Source organism: Collinsella aerofaciens, assembly GCF_902501475.1.
Classification (GTDB): Bacteria; Actinomycetota; Coriobacteriia; order Coriobacteriales; family Coriobacteriaceae; genus Collinsella; species Collinsella aerofaciens_AL.
Window position 1 is genome coordinate 88,106 of sequence record NZ_CABWIF010000022.1, and the last position, 17,813, is coordinate 105,918.

At 60.2% G+C, this 17,813-nt stretch carries 19 protein-coding genes; 1 reads left to right on the top strand and 18 read right to left on the bottom strand.

The annotated features are described in order from the left end of the window. Window positions 1-183: 183 nt before the first annotated feature. Entirely contained in the window at window positions 184-1,041 is an 858-nt protein-coding gene (locus GDJ93_RS05570; RefSeq protein ID WP_226790721.1) for a MurR/RpiR family transcriptional regulator, read from the top strand. 221 nt (window positions 1,042-1,262) lie between these two features. Here the strand turns inward: GDJ93_RS05570 and recN are convergent, their stop codons facing one another. From recN to GDJ93_RS05660, 18 genes are all read right to left on the bottom strand, one after another. After that, the gene (gene recN / locus GDJ93_RS05575; protein ID WP_152068052.1) at window positions 1,263-2,891 is read right to left on the bottom strand and encodes a DNA repair protein RecN; all 1,629 of its coding nucleotides are present in this window, start codon (window positions 2,889-2,891) and stop codon (window positions 1,263-1,265) included. Continuing rightward, on the bottom strand, window positions 2,881-3,741 hold the full coding sequence (locus GDJ93_RS05580; protein WP_117746039.1) for an NAD(+)/NADH kinase: 861 nt from the start codon (window positions 3,739-3,741) through the stop codon (window positions 2,881-2,883). The genes recN and GDJ93_RS05580 overlap by 11 nt, the downstream gene beginning before the upstream one ends. Beyond that, complete coding sequence (locus tag GDJ93_RS05585) at window positions 3,738-4,541, bottom strand: TlyA family RNA methyltransferase (protein WP_226812498.1); 804 nt, start codon at window positions 4,539-4,541, stop codon at window positions 3,738-3,740. The genes GDJ93_RS05580 and GDJ93_RS05585 overlap by 4 nt, the downstream gene beginning before the upstream one ends. 35 nt (window positions 4,542-4,576) lie before the next feature. Further along, window positions 4,577-4,816 (bottom strand): exodeoxyribonuclease VII small subunit, encoded by a 240-nt coding sequence (locus GDJ93_RS05590; protein WP_006233978.1) that lies wholly within the window; start codon window positions 4,814-4,816, stop codon window positions 4,577-4,579. A 2-nt stretch (window positions 4,817-4,818) separates the two neighbouring features. Then, window positions 4,819-5,403 carry a transcription antitermination factor NusB gene (gene nusB / locus GDJ93_RS05595; protein WP_152068054.1) on the bottom strand — a complete coding sequence of 195 codons (585 nt, stop codon included), beginning with the start codon at window positions 5,401-5,403 and terminating at the stop codon, window positions 4,819-4,821. Between the two features lie 3 nt (window positions 5,404-5,406). Continuing rightward, the gene (locus GDJ93_RS05600) at window positions 5,407-5,769 is read right to left on the bottom strand and encodes an Asp23/Gls24 family envelope stress response protein (RefSeq protein ID WP_006233982.1); all 363 of its coding nucleotides are present in this window, start codon (window positions 5,767-5,769) and stop codon (window positions 5,407-5,409) included. Window positions 5,770-5,793: 24 nt separating this feature from the next. Further along, complete coding sequence (gene efp / locus GDJ93_RS05605; protein ID WP_117806186.1) at window positions 5,794-6,357, bottom strand: elongation factor P; 564 nt, start codon at window positions 6,355-6,357, stop codon at window positions 5,794-5,796. A gap of 159 nt (window positions 6,358-6,516) precedes the next feature. Then, window positions 6,517-7,647 carry a M24 family metallopeptidase gene (locus GDJ93_RS05610; protein ID WP_152068055.1) on the bottom strand — a complete coding sequence of 377 codons (1,131 nt, stop codon included), beginning with the start codon at window positions 7,645-7,647 and terminating at the stop codon, window positions 6,517-6,519. A 132-nt stretch (window positions 7,648-7,779) separates the two neighbouring features. Continuing rightward, a complete protein-coding gene (locus GDJ93_RS05615) occupies window positions 7,780-8,889 on the bottom strand; it encodes a hypothetical protein (RefSeq protein ID WP_152068056.1) in 1,110 nt (369 codons plus the stop codon). Next, the gene (locus GDJ93_RS05620) at window positions 8,886-9,419 is read right to left on the bottom strand and encodes a shikimate kinase (protein ID WP_006233986.1); all 534 of its coding nucleotides are present in this window, start codon (window positions 9,417-9,419) and stop codon (window positions 8,886-8,888) included. The genes GDJ93_RS05615 and GDJ93_RS05620 overlap by 4 nt, the downstream gene beginning before the upstream one ends. An 8-nt stretch (window positions 9,420-9,427) precedes the next feature. Beyond that, the gene (locus GDJ93_RS05625; protein ID WP_152068057.1) at window positions 9,428-9,925 is read right to left on the bottom strand and encodes a YqeG family HAD IIIA-type phosphatase; all 498 of its coding nucleotides are present in this window, start codon (window positions 9,923-9,925) and stop codon (window positions 9,428-9,430) included. A 1-nt stretch (window position 9,926) separates the two neighbouring features. After that, the gene (gene mltG / locus GDJ93_RS05630) at window positions 9,927-11,360 is read right to left on the bottom strand and encodes an endolytic transglycosylase MltG (RefSeq protein WP_226812493.1); all 1,434 of its coding nucleotides are present in this window, start codon (window positions 11,358-11,360) and stop codon (window positions 9,927-9,929) included. After that, window positions 11,353-11,781: a Holliday junction resolvase RuvX gene (gene ruvX, locus GDJ93_RS05635; RefSeq protein ID WP_152068058.1), complete on the bottom strand. Its 429-nt coding sequence runs from the start codon at window positions 11,779-11,781 to the stop codon at window positions 11,353-11,355. The genes mltG and ruvX overlap by 8 nt, the downstream gene beginning before the upstream one ends. Window positions 11,782-11,798: 17 nt before the next feature. Next, a complete protein-coding gene (alaS, locus tag GDJ93_RS05640; protein WP_152068059.1) occupies window positions 11,799-14,456 on the bottom strand; it encodes an alanine--tRNA ligase in 2,658 nt (885 codons plus the stop codon). 152 nt (window positions 14,457-14,608) lie between these two features. Continuing rightward, entirely contained in the window at window positions 14,609-16,018 is a 1,410-nt protein-coding gene (locus tag GDJ93_RS05645) for an AI-2E family transporter (RefSeq protein WP_152068060.1), read from the bottom strand. Continuing rightward, entirely contained in the window at window positions 16,015-16,806 is a 792-nt protein-coding gene (locus GDJ93_RS05650) for an RNA polymerase sigma factor SigF (protein WP_117564127.1), read from the bottom strand. The genes GDJ93_RS05645 and GDJ93_RS05650 overlap by 4 nt, the downstream gene beginning before the upstream one ends. Before the next feature lies 1 nt (window position 16,807). After that, window positions 16,808-17,185, bottom strand: a complete 378-nt coding sequence (locus tag GDJ93_RS05655) for an ATP-binding protein (protein ID WP_152068061.1) — start codon at window positions 17,183-17,185, stop codon at window positions 16,808-16,810. Beyond that, the gene (locus GDJ93_RS05660; protein ID WP_152068062.1) at window positions 17,178-17,771 is read right to left on the bottom strand and encodes a hypothetical protein; all 594 of its coding nucleotides are present in this window, start codon (window positions 17,769-17,771) and stop codon (window positions 17,178-17,180) included. Before GDJ93_RS05660 ends, GDJ93_RS05655 begins: the two co-directional genes overlap by 8 nt. Window positions 17,772-17,813 lie beyond the last annotated feature (42 nt).

Below are 17,813 nucleotides of genomic sequence, written 5' to 3' on the forward strand. Positions count from 1 at the left end.
ACCGTCCGCGTGAGAAGAGCTAAGGTGCAAATCTCCGGTGAAAGGTTCTTTCATAACCGTAAACGGTAAGTGAAAGTTTACCATCAACACTTGAAACGGCAAGGTGTATCTTGTAATTGAAAATGCCCGTATACTATGGCATTGCAAATCAAGCTAGATTTTCATGCCAACCAGGAGCCATCCATGACCGATAGTAGCAAGAGCGCACTTTCCCTCATTAGCACCCATCAGGGATACAGCGAGTCCGAGCAGCGCATTGTCGACTATATATTGGAGCACCAGTCCGAGGCGCCACGCCTCACGGCCGCTCAGCTCTCGCGCGCCGCCGCCACGTCCGAGGCGACCGTTTCGCGCTTCTGCCGCAAGCTTGGCTTTGGTAGCTTCCGCAGCTTTCAGTTTTCGTTGGCGAGGGATTTGGAAAGTCAGCGTAACGAGGGCCTGACTGACGAGGTCTCGCTCGACAATATGGAGCAGAGCCTCAAGAATATCCTGGCTGCCAAGGTGAGCGAGCTTAATGCGACCATCGACGGGATCGACCACGATACGCTGGCGGCTGTTGTGCATGCCCTTAAGCATGCAGGGGTTATTGAGTTTGCAGCTGTGGGCAATACGAACGCGGTCGCGCTCGATGCGACGTTTAAGTTTTCGCAGCTGGGCCTGCGCTGCATGGCGAGCACCATTAGCGAGACATCAATCGGCTTTGCGCTCACGTTACGCCCGGGTGACGTCATCGTGCTTATCTCAAACTCCGGCAAATCGCGCCGATTGAATCGCATGGCAAAAGCGGCTCGCAACTGCGGCGCAACCGTAGTCGTCATCAGCAGTGACAGCAAATCCCCACTCGCGCGCCTGGCAGACTACACTTTTAATACCGTCAACCACGAAGCGCTGCTGACGACAGGCGACTTTGCGTTCTCCAAGATCAGTGCCACGATGATCATCGAAGTCATCTACAACTTTCTGCTGCCCGAGATTGAAGACGCGCGTGAGCATATCAGCTACTACGAGGAGCTCATCCAGCCGGATAAGGTCGTTGAGTAGGTAGATTGGGGAGCCGATAGACGCCCCTCGCCACGAAATCCGCCCATCTACTACGTTTTAACCTCAAGCGCCAACCATACACCCAAAATAGAGAAAACCGCAGGCGTTCTACCTGCGGTTTTCTTTTTGCAATTCTTGGCGTGGTTGCCGATGCCCTGCCAAACGTAGTAGATGGACCCGTTTCGTGGCGGCCGGATTGGACATACATGTGGCGGCTCGGCCTAGGCACGCGCCTCCGCAAGCATCTGTTTGGCGTGCGCCAGGCTTGCCTCGGACTGATCGCCGCTCAACATGCGGGCGATCTCGGCGGTACGCGCTTCGCCGGTTACCTCGTCCAAATGCGTCTGGGGAACATCGCCCGGTTCCTTACTGACAACATAATGCTTGTCGGCCATGACGGCGACCTGCGCCAAGTGGGTTACGACAATCACCTGATGCGTAGCGGCGAGATCTGCCAGCACGCCCGCGAGCGCACGCGCCGTGGAGCCACCGACACCAGCATCGACCTCGTCAAACACCAGCGTATCGACACCGTCCGCGTTACCGAGGACAACCTTGCTTGCCAGCATGACGCGGCTGAGCTCGCCGCCCGACGCAATGCGGCGCAGGGGGCGTGGCGTCAAGCCGGCACCGCTGCGGTATAGCAGCTCGTAACTCGAAGGACCAACCGGCGTCCACTCAGCACGGGGAAGATCGCGCGACTCCCAGACGAGCTCGGCACTACCCATCTCCAGGCGAGCCATCTGGCGGCCAACCTCGTGACAGAAGCGCGGGGCCGCCGTATTGCGAGCGCGCTTAAGCGCCTTGGCGGCAGCAAACAGTTCGTGCTCCGCCGCGCCAAGCGCTTCACGCGCCATTTTGATCTGTTCATCGCCATTATCAACCAGCGAAAGCAGCTCTTGCGAGCGATCACGCATGGCAAAAACATCGTCCATGGTCGGACCCCACTGACGCAGCAGGCCCTTGAGGTCGGAATACCGCTCGCGCATGCGAGCGAGCTCGCGAGGATCGAAGGCGACCCCATCGCGATAGGCGCGCAGCTCGTTGGCACAATCCTCAAGCGAGATGCAGGCATCCGAAAGCGTCTCGGCAATGTCGCCCAGTTTGCGATCGACGGTAGCCATTCGGGAAAGCTCTGCCACGGCGCTGTTCACGGCATCGAGCGCTCCCCCTTCGGCGGCAAGCGATGCATGGGCATCGTTAGCTGTGGCAACCAGTACCTCGGCATGTTCGGAGCGCGGCAGCAATTCCTCGAGTTCCTCATACTCGCCCGGCTTAGGGTCGACCTCGCCGATGCGCTCGAGGGCAAAGCGCGCCTCCTCGACACGACTCCCCTGCGCACGCGAGGCCTCCTCAACGCGACGGACCTCCTTGGCAGCCGCGCGCGAGGCTTTAAAGCAAGTACGGTAGTGCTCGAGTGCCTCGAGCGCAGAGCGCCCCGCCCAGGCATCGACCATGGCAACGTGATGCGCCGGGTCGAGGAGGCGCTGGTGCTCGTGCTGACCGCACAGATCCATCATCACGCCGACGCACTCCGAAAGCTCGCGCACGCTGGCGATGCGGCCGTCAATCCTCACGCGGCTGCGGCCCTCGGCAGAAAGGCTGCGCTGGACCGTGAAGCCCTCCGTGTCGTGCGGGCCGTCAAACAGGCGTGCCTCGACGCTCGCCAGCGCCTCGCCCTCGCGCACCGTCGACGAATCCGCACGCTCGCCCAAAATAAGCTTAAGGGCCGAGAGCAGCGCGGTCTTGCCGGCGCCGGTCTCGCCTGTCAGGACAGTCAGGCCGGCACTCGGCACCAGCGTCGCCTCACGAATGAGTGCAATGTTAGAAACCTGCAGCTCATCGATCATGACGAACTCCGTAGAATACGCGGCTCACCGAGTTGTAAAAACTCTCGGGGCCGTAGTCGAGCAGCAGCACATCGCCTGGGCCTCGGCGCACGGCCACGCTCTCGACCGTGCCGTCGCAGGTAATAAACTGTCCATCGATAGCGATCGCCGGAACGCTCGGGCGATCATCGGACATAAAGATTTCGACGACATCACTCGGCGAAGTCAAGAAGGCACGGGCCTGAATGGTGTGCGGCGCAATGGGTACGCAGACCATACCCGTATAGTCGGGGCTCACAATGGGGCCACCTGCACTGAGCGCGTACCCCGTAGAACCAGTCGCCGTGGACACGACCACGCCGTCGCCACGCAGTCGATCGATATGGTGGCCCGACACCGTGATGTCGAACTCAACCATATCGGACAGGGGGCCGCGCGTGAGCGCCATGTCGTTGAGGGCGAACGTGCGCACGACATCCTTCGTGCCATCGTCGCGCACGGACACGATATCCGCGGCGATGGTGGCGCGACGGCTCACGTGCAGCTCTCCGGAAAGGGCGTCGCTCACGACCTGCAGAATGTCGCGCTCCTCGGGGCTCGCAGCAGTTAAAAAGCCCAGGTGACCATAGGAAAGACCGAGGATAGGAATCTCGCGATGGTTGAGGATGCGGGCAGCACGTAGCAACGTACCGTCGCCGCCGAGCGTAATGACCAGATCGGAGCCGTCAATATCAGGCGTGCTCTGAATCTTGGATCGCTGGTCGGCAGCCCATGCGACCTCATAGCCCTGGCGCGTCAGCCAAAGCTCGAGCATCAGGCCGCTCTCGACCGCCTCTTGCTTGTAGTAATTGGGAACCAGAAAGACCTTCATAGCGTTGCAGCTTTCTCGCTCAAAACCGATACCTGGGATTGCAGCTCATCGTCGGTGCGTTCACCGGGGGCAAACCTCGTGCCGTACAGGAAAAACTCAACGTTGCCCTTGGCACCATGAATGGGTGACACGCACACATCGACCGGGAACAGGCCCTTGGCAGCAAAGAGTTCAACCGCCCTCACGAGTGTATCGCGGCGCACGGCGGGATCGGTCACAATGCCGCCCTCGCCCACCAGCGCCGCCGGAGCCTCAAACTGCGGCTTTACGAGCGTGCAGAATGCACCCGTAGGAGCCAGGCACGCCAGTACCGCATCGATAATGTTCGCGATGCTGGTAAACGAGACATCACACACAGCCAGGTCGATGGCGCCGGCATAGCCAAGCTCAGGCAGCTGCGTCACATTTGTGCGCTCAAGCAGCGTCACGCGATCGTCCTGACGCAACGACCAATCGAACTGGGCGCGACCCACGTCCACCGAGACAACGGTCGCAGCTCCGCGCTTGAGCAGGCAATCGGTAAAACCGCCGGTAGAGCAGCCCACATCCAGACAGGCAAGGCCCGTCGGATTGATGTCAAACGCATCAAGCGCGCCTTCGAGCTTAAGACCGCCGCGGCCAACATAGGGAATGCGCCCCTTCACGTGCAGCGGCAGCCCCGGGATCACCTTAAGGCCCGGCGAAGTCAAGCGCTCACCGCCACTCGAGACCAAGCCGGCCATAAGAGTGCGAAGGGCATCCGCGCGATCTGCGCAGATGCCCTGTGAAATCAGTTCGTCATCAAGACGCACGCGTTTCATGAATGCCATCAACCATTCGTATCCGGAGATGCGGCCTAGCTATCCTGGGATTCGTTTGCCGCATCCTCATCATATTCCTGCTCGAGCTTGTCGGCCTCACGCGGCGTCAACTCAAACTTGTCGACCATATCGACCGCGCGGGAGCCCAGCTCAATCGCTTCGTCAAACAGATCGAGCGAACGCTCCAAGGAGGTATCCTTGGAGCGAACGGTAGCGATGATCTGATCCAGACGGTCCGAGATCTCATCAAAGTTACGGACAGAACCCTCTGGCATGACTACTCCTCGACGGAGTCGACAACAGCCTCGGCGGCGTCCGCATCCTCGGCCAGCACGCCAGCCTCAGCCTGAGCAACCGCAACCTTGGCGGCAGCCTCGACGGCTTGGGCCTCCTCGCGAGCGCGATCTTCGGCCAGCAGCTCCTGGTACAGGTCCTCACCCGGCAGCTCCTCGCTACGAGCGATCTTGCCCAGCACGCCGTTGACGAACGACGCAGACTGGTCGGTGCCATAGGCCTTGGCAAGCTCGACAGCCTCGTTGATGACGATGGCGTCCGAGACCTCTTCGTCGGTGAGGAAGCGCATCTCGTAAACGGCGATACGCAGCAGGTTGCGGTCGGCACCGGGCATGCGCATAAGATCCCAGTTCTTGGCGACGGCGCGCAGGGCACAATCGATGCGATCAATGTGCTCGTAGGCACCGCGGCAAAGCTCCAACGCATAGGGGTCGAGGGGACCCTTCGAAATCAGGAAATCGCCCTCGAGGACGCGCTCGAGCGGGCTGTCCGTGGCCTCGGCCTGGAACAGCAGCTGCAGCGCCTGACTGCGGGCAAGCGTGCGCCCGCGATAAACCTTAAGGCTCAAAGGTTACTCCTTGGGGAAAACGAGGCCGTCGATGCAAACGTCAACGCGTTCGACCTCGACGCCCACCTGGGCATCGATGGCGGCGACCACGGCGGCGCGAACGGCCTCGGCGAGTTTCTTGAACGGATAGCCAAAGAACACCACGACACGCACGGTGAGTGCGAGCTTGTCGCCGACGACCTCGGCCTCGACCGCCGGCTCGGAAGCCGGGGCCTTGGACGAGAGCATCATGGAGACAAGGTTGGTGGCAAGGTCCTTGACGCCAACGGAGGCGATGCCCTCGACATCCGACACGGCGCGCGAGACGATGGCGGTCAGAACATCGGGCGAAATGCCGATGCCGTCAATCTTGATTTCCTGGGGCATGAGTCCTCCTAGAAGAGTTGGTTGCTAGACGCGGGAGACGAACTTGCCGTCGCGGGTGTCAACCTTGATGACCTCGCCCTCGTTGAGGTACATGGGGACCTGGATGACAGCGCCGGTGTCGATCGTGGCCGGCTTGGTGGAACCCTGGACGGTGTCGCCCTTAAAGCCCGGGTCGGTCTGGACGATGGTGGTCTCGATGAACATCGGCGGGGTCACGCCCATGAGCTCATCGTCGGCAAAGAGCAGCTGGCAGATGTCGTTCTCGCGCAGCCACTTGGAGTTCTCGCCCACCATGTCCTCGGGAACGGGAACCTGCTCATAGGTCTCGTTGTCCATGAAGATGTAGTCGGCGCCATCGTTGTAGAGGTACTGGAACTCACGGGTGGTGAGCATGACGCTCTCGAACTTGGTGCCGGCGTTGCAGGTGTTCTCGACGACGCGGCCGCTCTTGATGTCGCGGGTCTTGTAGCGCACAAACGCGCCACCCTTGCCCGGCTTGACATGCTGGAACTCGACGATGGTGTAGACCTTGTCCTTAATGCGGAGACCGAGGCCGTTCTTGAAGTCGGCGGTAGAAATGGTAGGCATAGCGACCTTTCTTGTTATGGGCAGAACGCACAAGCGTCCAAATTACATACGACCGAAATTATACACTTGCAGACGGCGCCTGCAGCGAGCGCATAAAAAGAGAACGCGGGGCGCCCGAATTGCTCCGGACGCCCCGCCCCAAAAATCTATCGAAATGGGCTAGCAATCGATGACGTGCAGGTCGTGCGGGGTCTTGGTGAAGGGCTCGTAGCCGTTCTCGGTGACCACGCCGTAGTCCTCCAGACGCACGCCACCCACACCGGGCAGGTACACGCCGGGCTCCATGGTGATAACCGAGCCGACCTCGATGGTGTTCTTGCTGCGGTTGAAGTTGGGCAGCTCGTGGATGTCGATACCAACGCCGTGGCCCAGGCCATGGTTGTAGTAATCGCCATAACCGGCATCGCCGATGATCTTTTTGGAAAGCTTGAAAATGTCGTTGCCCTCGACGCCCGGATGGATGGCAGCGACGCACTCCTCGTGCGTACGGCGCACGAGCGCGTACAGGTCGAGCTGCTCCTGGGTAGGCTCGCCCATCACGACAGTGCGTGTCATGTCGGAGCGATAATCGCAGTAGCCCGCGCCGTAATCCATGAGGACAAAGTCGCCCTTCTCGATCACGCGGTCGCTCGGGACGGCATGCGGGTTGGCGGTGTTGGGGCCGCTCGCCACGATGGAGCCGAAGGCAAGGCTGTCAGCACCGTTGGCGAACATAAAGTTCTCGAGCTCGTTGCGTACCTGCTTCTCGGTCATACCGGGCTTAATAAAGCCGAGCATGTGCTGGAAGGCGGCATCGGTGATCGACTGCGCATGGCGCATGAGCTCGATCTCCTCGGCGTCCTTGATGGCGCGCATCTTGCGGATGTCGTCATGCATCAGCGGCAGCATGCAGGCGACGGAGCGGTCCTCCAGGCCGCGCTGAATACCCTGGTAGAAGTTAATCTGCATATCGTCCTCGACAGCGCAGACGCGGCACTTGTTGGCCGTAATCTTGCCGGCGACCCAACCGGGGATGGTGCCTTCGTCCATGTCGTAGACCCAGGGGCTGCCGGCGGGCGTGTTCTCCTCAAAGCTGTTGAGGTAGCGCGAGTCGGTGTGGAACAGGCACTGGTCGACCGTAATAAACGCAGCGTGCGGGAACTCGAAGGTGTAGTCGAAGACGCCCTTCACGCCCGTAAGCCAACGAAGGTTGGCCTCGTCGCGCACCACGATGGCATCGTAGCCACGCTCGGCCATCAGGGCACGGACACGCTCGATACGACCGGCAGGACCGGCAGCAAACTCAGACATGCAGATTCCTTTCTTGTTGTCTCTATATAGACGGGACGGGTCTCAATCGAACGACGGAATCGCATGCGATCCGCAACCGATTGAAAACCCGCCCCTCAACATGATACGAAAGACAATGGATGTCAATAAATCTTAGAGAAGTTCTTTGCGTGAAGCCAAGTAGGCGTGAGCATGGCGCTCAAGAACCTCGTCCTCAACGCTCGTTAGACGAATGGCGCCGAGTGCCGCGGGCAGCGGCAACATACTGCGGTTCGAGCGGACAAACTGCTGCCCGCGGAACTCCTCGATAAACGTGGCGGGCTCCAAATCGAAGGCAAGCTCCTCGATACCAAAGTCCTCCAAGCAGTCATCGACCTCAAAGACGTAATCGATATCGAAGTCGCAGGCATCATGTGCTAGGCGCGCCTCAAAACGCATGCCCTCGGATAACAGCTGATAGGCAGGGACCTGCGAAGCGGCATCGCCCAAGCAAGCGCGCAAGGTACGCTCCCCCGTCTTACCAAAATCGAGCGCATGGCGGGCGCTCGGGTTCGTGGCCATCAGTACGTCCTTGCGGGCAGTCTGAGACCATTGAACGGCATTGACGAGCGCGACCTCCTCGCCCGCGAGAATCTCGGGGACGGTCTCAGTAAACTGATTCCAGCGGGACTTACTGCTCGAAAGCATGGTGCCAACAAGTACCACAAAGCCGAGCTTGAGGTCCTCGGGGTCCGCCTCGCGAACAAGGTCGAGGTCGCACACGACCAAGCCCGGTTCGGGACGGCACGCGATAGCGGGAAGCGCATTGGCCGACGAGGCGACGAGCGGCTTCATGGTCGTCGCGACCGTGAGCATGGCGTCGAAGGTCGTCGGCAGTAAGGCGCACTCGGTGCGACCGCACCACTGATTGGCACACCAACAAACGACCGAGCAGGTCGCCGTGTCGCCGACAGCGACAACGAGATCGTCGCAGGTAATGCCGTTAGCCGACAGGGCGCCAAAGATGGTATCGGCGTCGACCAGCGTCGCGCCATCAGGAGAAACCTCAAGCAAAAGCTGCGACACGGCAAAACCGGCGTCGACCAGCGCATGCTCGACGACCTCACCAAAGCGCTCGGATGTAGCGTCGTTCCAAACCACCATCGCGCGCTTAGGCTTGCCCACAGCCGAGGAAAACATGCGCGACAGCTCATCGAACGCGCCCAATCCGACGCGGACATCGACACTGCGGTTTTGGAAATTGATCAGTTGACGGCGAATCATAGCAGCCCACGCTCCAAAAGCATCTCGGCACAAAGGTAGGAAACGTCCTCGAAGGACTTGTTGCGAATATCAAGGGTAAGGTCGGCGGCCTGGCGATACAGCGGACGGCGATGCTCAAACAGGCGCGCAGCATGCTCGGGCGAACGGAAATCGGGGCGCGTGTCGGACCGACGAATCTGGCGAATCGAATCCTCGAAGTCGCCCTCGAGGTACACGCACGTACCCATTTCGTGCATCAGTTCAATATTCACCGGCGTTTCGACGATACCGCCCCCGCACGAAACCAACAGGCTGCGCTCGCTTTGGAGCGAACGGAGCGCCGAGGTCTCGAGCTCGCGAAAACGATCCTCACCCTCGGTCTCAAAAATCTCGGTTACCGACTTGCCGCAACGGCGCACGACCAGACGGTCGGTATCGATAAAACGCCGCTTGAACATGGTGCCGACGTTGCGCGCGAGCGTCGATTTGCCCGCGCCCAAAAAGCCGATAAAGAAGATATGGTCGCAGCCGTGTTTGGTGTGCTGGGACATGACGAGACCTATTCCTCGCAGGGAAGGTCGCGCAGGGCCCGGCGCTCAAAGATACGGAAGATCTGCGTATACCACAGGTCCTGCGTCGCCTGCGGCTTGACCAGAATAGTATCGACGCCGGCGAAGTTGCCGCTCCACACGTCCGTGTAGAGCTGATCACCGATCAGCACAGCCTCGCCGGCTGTGGCGCCGAGGCGCTTAAGGCCCGCCTTGAGGGCAAACGGCGCCGGCTTCATGGCGTGGCTGATGGCCTCGAGTCCCAGCTCGCGTGCAGAGCTCATGACCTGGTCGCGATGCCAGTTGTTGGACACCATGCACAGCTTAAAGCCTTTGGCGCGGGCGGCGTCGAGCCAAGCGGAAACCGCGGCGGGAACCTGCTCGGTGTCGCGCGGCACCAAGGTGTTATCGCGATCGAGCAGAATGGCGCGCTTGCCGTCGGCCCACAGGGTATTAAGGTCGATGCGATCGACCGAGGCAACGTATCGTTTGGGGCTAAAAATCCTCATGCTAATTCCAAGACTGTTGATGCTCTTCGTAGGTTTGCGAGAAGTACTCCTCGTCCTGCGTAATGTAGAAATACAGGTCATCAGAGTCGGTCGGCTCAAGGGTGGCCTTGAGCGCCTCGAGCGACGGAGAGCAGATGGGCGTGGGCGGCAGGCCCTCATGCTTATAGGTGTTATACGGACTATCGCTCTGCAGGTCGTCGGCGGTAACCTCGCCACCGGTGACATACATCATGGTCGCATCGCTGTTGAGATAGCGCAGACCGTCGAGTTTGCCGGCAAGGCGGTTGTAGAAGACCGAGGCCACGTGCGCACGTTGATCGGCGTTGAGGCCCTCGCGCTCAACGATAGAGGCCAAGTTGACGATGTCGTAGTCGGACATCTCCACACCGTAGCGTTCCTTGATCTTGGCTTCGCAGCTCGCAAAGTCAAGCGACTTGTACTCGGTCTTAAACTGATCGAGCATAGCGCGAATCACGCCATCGGCCGTCGGCGAATCACCCAACGAATAGGTCTTGGGGAACAAGAAACCCTCGAGCGAGTCGTTGGCGGCGCCCTTAAGGAAGCTATAGTCGTCCACGTAGTTGGAGGCCTTGGCCTGGTTGAGGAAGTCTTCCTTAGAGATGCTGTCATAGGCCTGGGCCACACGGTCGGCGACTTGATCGACCGTCAGGCCCTCAGGGATAGTCAGCGTATTGGAGCCCGCGTTGGGGCCTTCCATGAGCTGCTGAACAACCTCGGTCGCATCCATGAGTGTGGTGAACGAATAATCACCAGGCTTGAGCGACATATCGGCGTTGAGCTTTTTCACCGCCGCATAGTAATCCTTGGGATTTTCTACGATATGGTTCTCGGAGAGAATCGAAGCGATGCTGTCACCCGAGGCACCATCGGGAATCGTGATAGTAACCTGCTGGCCTGCAACGACTTTCGCACCCTCACCGCCAAAGAAACCCTTGACGGCTGGCACGACAAAGAAAACGATCGCGACAAGCGCAAGCACGGCAACAACGCCACCGATAATCATAGGCACCGGGGAGCTTTTCTTTTGAGCACCGCGACGAGCATGCGTGTTGTAGCTCGAGCGGGTCGCCGGAGCAACGCCATGCGAACCACGAGCGTGATGCGAATGCGATTGGGGGGCCTGCGTTCGCTGGGTAGGTGCCTGCTGCTTAAAGCGGGTGCCGCCTGCAGGCTGGGCCGTACGAGCAGTGGGCTGCTGAGCCGCGTGAGAAGCCGAATGCTGAACCGAACGAGCAGAAGGCTGCTGACCCGTCCGTTGAACAGGTTGGGCCGAACGAGAGAAGGACTGCGCCGGGCGCGCGGCAGACTGAGCTGCGCGCTGCGTCGGCTGTGCCGGACGCTGGCCAGGCTGGGCAGGGCGCGACGCCGGCTGCTGTGTACGATTCGGCTGGCGCGGATCGGAAGCACTAGGCATGCGAAACCTCCTCGTTTTTACGATCGAGCCACGTCTGCAAAAACAGGCTGGCGGCAATCATGTCGATCTTGCCCCTCATCTGCTTTTCGTTGAGTCCCTGCTCGCGCAGGATACGCTTGGCCTCTTGCGAGGACAGACGCTCGTCCTCAAACTCCAACGGAAGATCGAGCTCGTCGGCAATCTTGTGCGCCACAGCGGCAACGCGCTCGGCCTGAGGGCCAGGTTCACCGGCCATGGTCAGGGGACGTCCGCTTACCAGGATGTCGGGCTCATAGTCCTCAACCAGGTAGCGGAACGTCTTGGCCATACCGGTGACCTCGGCAGCCGGAAGCACCTTGACAGGCATCGCCATCTTGCCATCACGGCTCGAGACGGCGATGCCAATCCTGGTCTCCCCTATGTCCAGCGCGAGCGCAACCACAGTGACTTCTTAGATTCTTAGGCACCGAGCGCGGTCTTAGCGGCCGCGAGGGCATCGGCGATGCCGGCAGCATTCTTGCCACCGGCCTGGGCCATGTTGGGACGACCGCCACCGCGACCGTCGACCAGACCCGCGATCTGCTTGATCACGTTACCGGCGTGGAAACCGGCCTTGACGGCGTCATCGGAGCCGGCAGCGAGCAGGGCCGGAGTGCCCTTCTCAGTCACGCTGGCGACGACACAAGCGACAGGGCCGGCGACCTTCTGATGCACGGTATCCCATACGTTGCGCAGGTCGGCAGCCTCAAGGCCCTGGAGCTCAGCGACAACGAGCTTATAGCCGTCGAGCTCGACGGCGCCCTCGATGGCGCTGGAGATGGCGTCGGAGGAGCCACCGGTCAGAGCCTTCTTGAGCTTATTGAACGTCTCGCGCAGCTCGGCCTGCAGGTTCTCCACGCGAGCGGGAACCTCATCCACGCGGCACTTGAGCGCAGTAGCAGCGGCGTCAACGAGTGCCAGGCGGTCGGCCATATAGTCGAGGGCACCCTTAGAGGTCACGGCCTCGATACGGCGGACATTGGAGCCCGTGGAGGACTCGGAAATGATCTTGAACAGGCCGATCTCGGCGGTGTTGGCAGCGTGTGTGCCACCGCAGAGTTCGCGGGAGAACGGCTGGTCCTCGGCGCCCACGGAGACAACGCGGACGACGTCGCCATACTTCTCGCCAAACAGGGCGACAGCGCCGGCGGCCTTAGCCTCGTCGATGCCCATGACACGGGTCACGACCGGCTTGGAAGCGAAGATCTGCTGGTTGACCAGGTCCTCGACAGCCTTGAGCTGCTCGGAGGACAGGGCCTCGAAGTGCGTAAAGTCAAAGCGCAGGTGCTCGGGCGTCACCAGCGAGCCGGCCTGGGAGACGTGCTCGCCCAGGACCTGCTTAAGGGCGGCGTCGAGCAGGTGCGTGGCGGTGTGGTTGCGGCGCAGGAAGCCACGGCGCTCGGCGTCGAGCGCGGCGGTCACGGTAGCACCGACGGCCAGCGTGCCCTCGGCAACGTGGGCGACGTGAGCATACAGGCCGTTGTGGTTCTTGGTGTCGGCAACGGTCAGAACAACGCCCTCGGCGGAAAGCTTGCCGGCATCGCCCTGCTGACCACCCATCTCGGCATAGAACGGGGTGCAGTCGAGCACAACCTCGACATCCTCGCCGGCGGCAGCGGACTCGACGGACTCGCCGTTGCGCACGATGGCGACAACCTTGGCGCCCTCGATCACATCGTTGTCATAGCCGTCGAACTCGGTCGCTGCGACCTTGTCGGAAAGCTCAACCCACACGTCGTTGAAGCTGCCCCAGGCGTCGCCCTTGGCATTGGCGCGGGCGCGGGCCTTCTGGTCCTCCATGCAGGCAGTGAAGCCGTCCATGTCGACGTCGTGGCCAGCGGTGCCGGCGATCTCGACGGTTAGGTCGATGGGGAAACCAAAGGTGTCGTGCAGCTTAAAGGCAACATCGCCCGGAAGCACAGCGCCCTCGGCAAGCGCTGCCAGTGCCTCATCCAGGTAGACGCGACCGTTGTCGAGCGTCGTGGAGAAGCGCTCCTCCTCGGAGGCAACGATACCCTTGACGAGCGCGACGTTCTTGAGCAGCTCGGGATAGGCCTCGCCCATCTGAGCGTTAACCTCGTCGATGAACTTGGTCAGGAAAGCGCCCTCGATGCCCAGCAGGCGACCGTGGAACACGGCACGACGGAGCAGACGGCGAAGGACGTACTCGCGACCCTCGTTACCGGGGAGGATGCCATCCGAAATCATAAAGTCGACGGCACGGGAGTGGTCGGCGATGATGCGCAGCGAGCGGCTGGCACCGGAGTAATCGTCGGCGTCATAGGTCTTGCCGCTGATCTCCTCGCCCAGTTTGATGAGATGCTGCATCAAGTCGCCGTCGTAGTTAGCGGTCTTGTGCTGCATGATAGCGGCCATGCGCTCCAGACCCATGCCCGTATCGAGGTTGCGGTGCGGCAGCTCCGGCATGGAGCCGTCCTCCTGGCGGTCGTACTGGGTAAACACGAGGTTCCAGAACTCAAGGAAGCGGTCGCAGTCGCAGCCGGGCTTGCAGTCGGGGCTGCCGCAACCGACCTCCTCGCCCATGTCAAAGTAGATCTCGGAGCACGGACCGCAGGGACCGGTGGGGCCAGCGGCCCAGAAGTTGTCGTCCTCGCCCAGACGCGAGATGTGATCCTCGGCAACGCCCAGGGAGCGCCACACGTCGTGAGTCTCGTCGTCCTCGGTAAAGACGGTAAAGTACAGGCGGTCGAGCGGCAGCTTGAACTCCTTGGTGATGAGCTCAAAGGCCCAAGCGCAGGCCTGCTGCTTGGAGACGCCGCCAAAGGAGAAGTCGCCGAGCATCTCAAAGAAGGACAGGTGACGGCCGTCCTCGCCGATGCAGTCGATGTCGTTGGTGCGGACGCACTTCTGGCAGGAGATCGCGCCGATCTCCTTCATGGTCTTCTTGCCCTGGTAGTACTCCTTAAACTGGTTCATGCCAGCGTTGGCAAGCAGCAGCGAAGGATCGTCAGGAACAAGAGACGAAGAAGGATAGAGCTTAAGACCGCGCTCCTCAAAGAAGTTGAGGAACTTGGAGCGGATCTCGGCCGTAGTCATTGACGGGTAGTCAGCACTCATAGAGGGAATCTCCTCGGTTTCACATCGAAACAGTTCAAACGTAACGATATTACCATCCCACCGCGCAAGTGCAAAAAAGAGGGCCGGCACAATGCCGGCCCTTCAGCGAAATTGCATGTTAGCGCGTATGAATGTTAACCCGAATTACCCCGCTAGTTGTCGTCATCGTCCATGGAGCCGTCGATGCCGGTTTTGGTGTCGTCGTCCGAGTTGGAGTCATCGTCCTTGGCGAAGGGGTTCTTGAAGAAACCCGTCGCATCGGGCTGCAGGCCCGAAAGCTTGATCCAAGGATTATCGAGCTCGGGCTTGGGCATAGCCTGGGCCTCGGGCGCGGTCTCATTGCCGATGAGCTCGGACTCGTAGATGAAGGTGTCGTCGCCGAGTGCGTCGTAGGCGGCGACCGGGTTGCCATCGGCATCGCGGTACGGTGTGCCCTTAAACACGGCGCCGTCATAGGCCACAAGCTGGCGGCCGGTCTCATTCTCGAAGTAGTACACAAAGATACCCTTGAGGGCCGCACACAGCGGGATGGCAATAAACATGCCGATGGGGCCCATGAGTGCCGAGCCAATAACGAGCGCCGTGAGGCTCATGATGGGATGCACCTGCACCGAGCTCTGCATGACCTTAGGCGAAATCACGTTATCGGTGACGTTTTGCGCGACCATCGTCACGATAAGCGTCCATAACGCCAACATGGGGCTGAACATAAAGCCGAGTACCGTGGCGATTGCTGCGCTCACCCAGGGACCGACGACCGGAACCAAATGCATGATGCCGGTAAAGATAGCCATGAGCGCCGCATACGGATGGCCGATAATCATAAAACCGATAAGGGCGAGGAAACCACCGCAGATGGACGTCACGACCATGCCACGCATGTAGCCGCCGACCGAGCGAGAAAGGATGGCGACCATAAAGCGGTACGAGGTCTCCTTCTCCTGACCGATGATGGTGCAAATCTCATGGTGCATGCGAGGGTAGTCGCAGGCCATCCAGTACGCAAGCACCAGACCAAGGAAGATCACGAACAACTGCGAGGCCGTATTGGTGATGAGCGGGAACACACCGCGGCCAAGCTCGGCAGCGATCTGAGACACATACTTCGATGCCACGGTAACCAGCGACGAAAGATTATCGTCCAAATACTCCTTGAGCGGCGTGTTGTTGAGCGTCTTGGCATGCGAGATCATCTCGTTGAGGTCGCCACCCGCAACACGAAGCTGTTCGGGCAGGCGGCTCAGGACTTCCATGATCTGACCAAAGAGAATCGGCGACAAGATGCAAACGACACCGACGAGCACAGCAACAACAACAATAAGCGCGATAAGCGAACCGATGCCGCGATTCACGCCATGGTGCTCGAGCCAGTTGGTGATCGGGGACATCACAAAAGCAATGATGGAACCGACGGCAAGAAACTCAATAACCGGTGCCAAGATGCCCATAAGGTTAAAGATGACAGCAGCAATAACAATGCAGCCGACAACAGCCCAAATGCGCAGCGTCAGAATGCGGGTGTCACGCAGCACGCGATCGGTTTGTTGGGGGTGCTCACTCATGAACGAACCATCACTCCGTCGGGATCGATCTTGTCCTGAATCTTCTTAAGCGTGCGGCGCAGTAAACGCGAAACCTGCACCTGAGAAATACCCAGCTTCTTGGCGATCTCGATCTGGGTCATGCCCTTCACAAAGCGCAGCTCGATCACCTCGCGCTCGCGCGGCGAGAAATCACGGATGGCTTCCTCGATCACTAGGCGGTCATCGGTAAAGTCGAGCTCGTTGTCATCGTCGGCGTAACGGTCGAGAATCGAGGGGGCATCGTCGGAATCGGACGCACCAGGAGCCTCGATGGGCACCGAGGTATAAGCCGAAGACGATTCCATAGCCTCGAGGACCTCATCGACAGTCACATCTAGATACTCAGCGATCTCCTCAACCTTGGGCGAACGCTGCAGCTCGTTGGTAAGTTTGTCAGTAGCCTGGTTGACCTTGGCGGAGAGCTCCTGCAGACGACGCGGTACGCGCACGCTCCAGCCCTTGTCGCGGAAATGGCGTTTGATCTCGCCCAGGATAGTGGGTGTCGCAAACGTCGTGAACTCGAGTCCGCGCTCGGGATCAAAGCGGTCGATTGCCTTGAGTAGACCCAGGTATCCGACCTGCATCAGGTCGTCGAGCGGCTCGCCGCGGTTCTTAAATTTGTTGGCAAGAAACCTTACCAGGTTCATATGGGACATGACGAGCTGCTCACGTGCGTCCGGATCACCGGTCTCTTTGTAGCGACGAAACAGCTCGCGGGTTTTCTCCTTGTCCCAAGCGGTCTTACCGCTCCGGGAACGTTCGGTCATATTAGATATCCGCCTTGAGGTCGAGGGAAAGCGTCAGGGGCGCCACAGTCTTTTCGTAGGAATCGCACACGCTCGCCAAAATGAGCTCGGCATATACGGCAGCCTGGTCATCCTCATCGACAGTCGCCTGATCACCAAAGGTAAAGGTCATGCCTACGTGAGATTCGTCGACATCGAATTTGATCGAGATATCGTCGGAATCAACAGCCGTACAGCCAAAGATAAAGGCTTCCTCGGCGGCCATACGAATATCCTCGATGCGATCGACGGACATAGAGCACAGGGCGCCGACATTAGCCGCCGTCATACGTACGAGGCGTGCCAGACGCGGATCCCCGGCAACAGTCAGCGTGATGGGGCAAGTTGCTTCGCTACTCATCGCAGGACTCCTCGGAGGTCTCGGCGGGCGTGTAGGTGTAATACTGGGCTGCTTTAGCAGCAGGCTTCTGTGCATCATCGTCACCAGCAGCGACATCGTCCCCGGCTTCGCCAATCAGGACGCGCTCGGTCGGCTGCTCGGCTTCTTCGGCGGCAGCGGAAAGCTTGCGCTCGGCGTCGGCCGCGGGAGCCTTCACCTTGTTAAAGAGCTTCTGAACGGCACCGGCCGCAGAGTCGGTCACGCTCGACACAGCATTGCTGGCCTCGGCCATGCTGCCCGTAACCTCGGAAATGTCGCGGACAACCGCCTCAACCTCGACGAGGTTGGAGGTAAGGGCATCAACTGCCGTCTTGCTCGACTTGAGGAGCGGCTCAACCTGCGCCAGCGCGGGGGTGAGCTCATCGACAGCGCCATCGAGCTTTGCCACCACGGGCTGAGCCTCGGCGATCGTGTTGTTAAGGTCGCTCACCGTCTTGTCGAGCGAATCAACGACGGTGCGGGTCTTTCGCAGCGTGAGCGCGAGCTCGATAACAGCCCACACACCGGCAACGGCGAGTAGCAGCAGGGCGATTTGAATGGGACTCATACAAGCCTCCCGAAGGAATCGAAATACAGACGCTTTTCATGG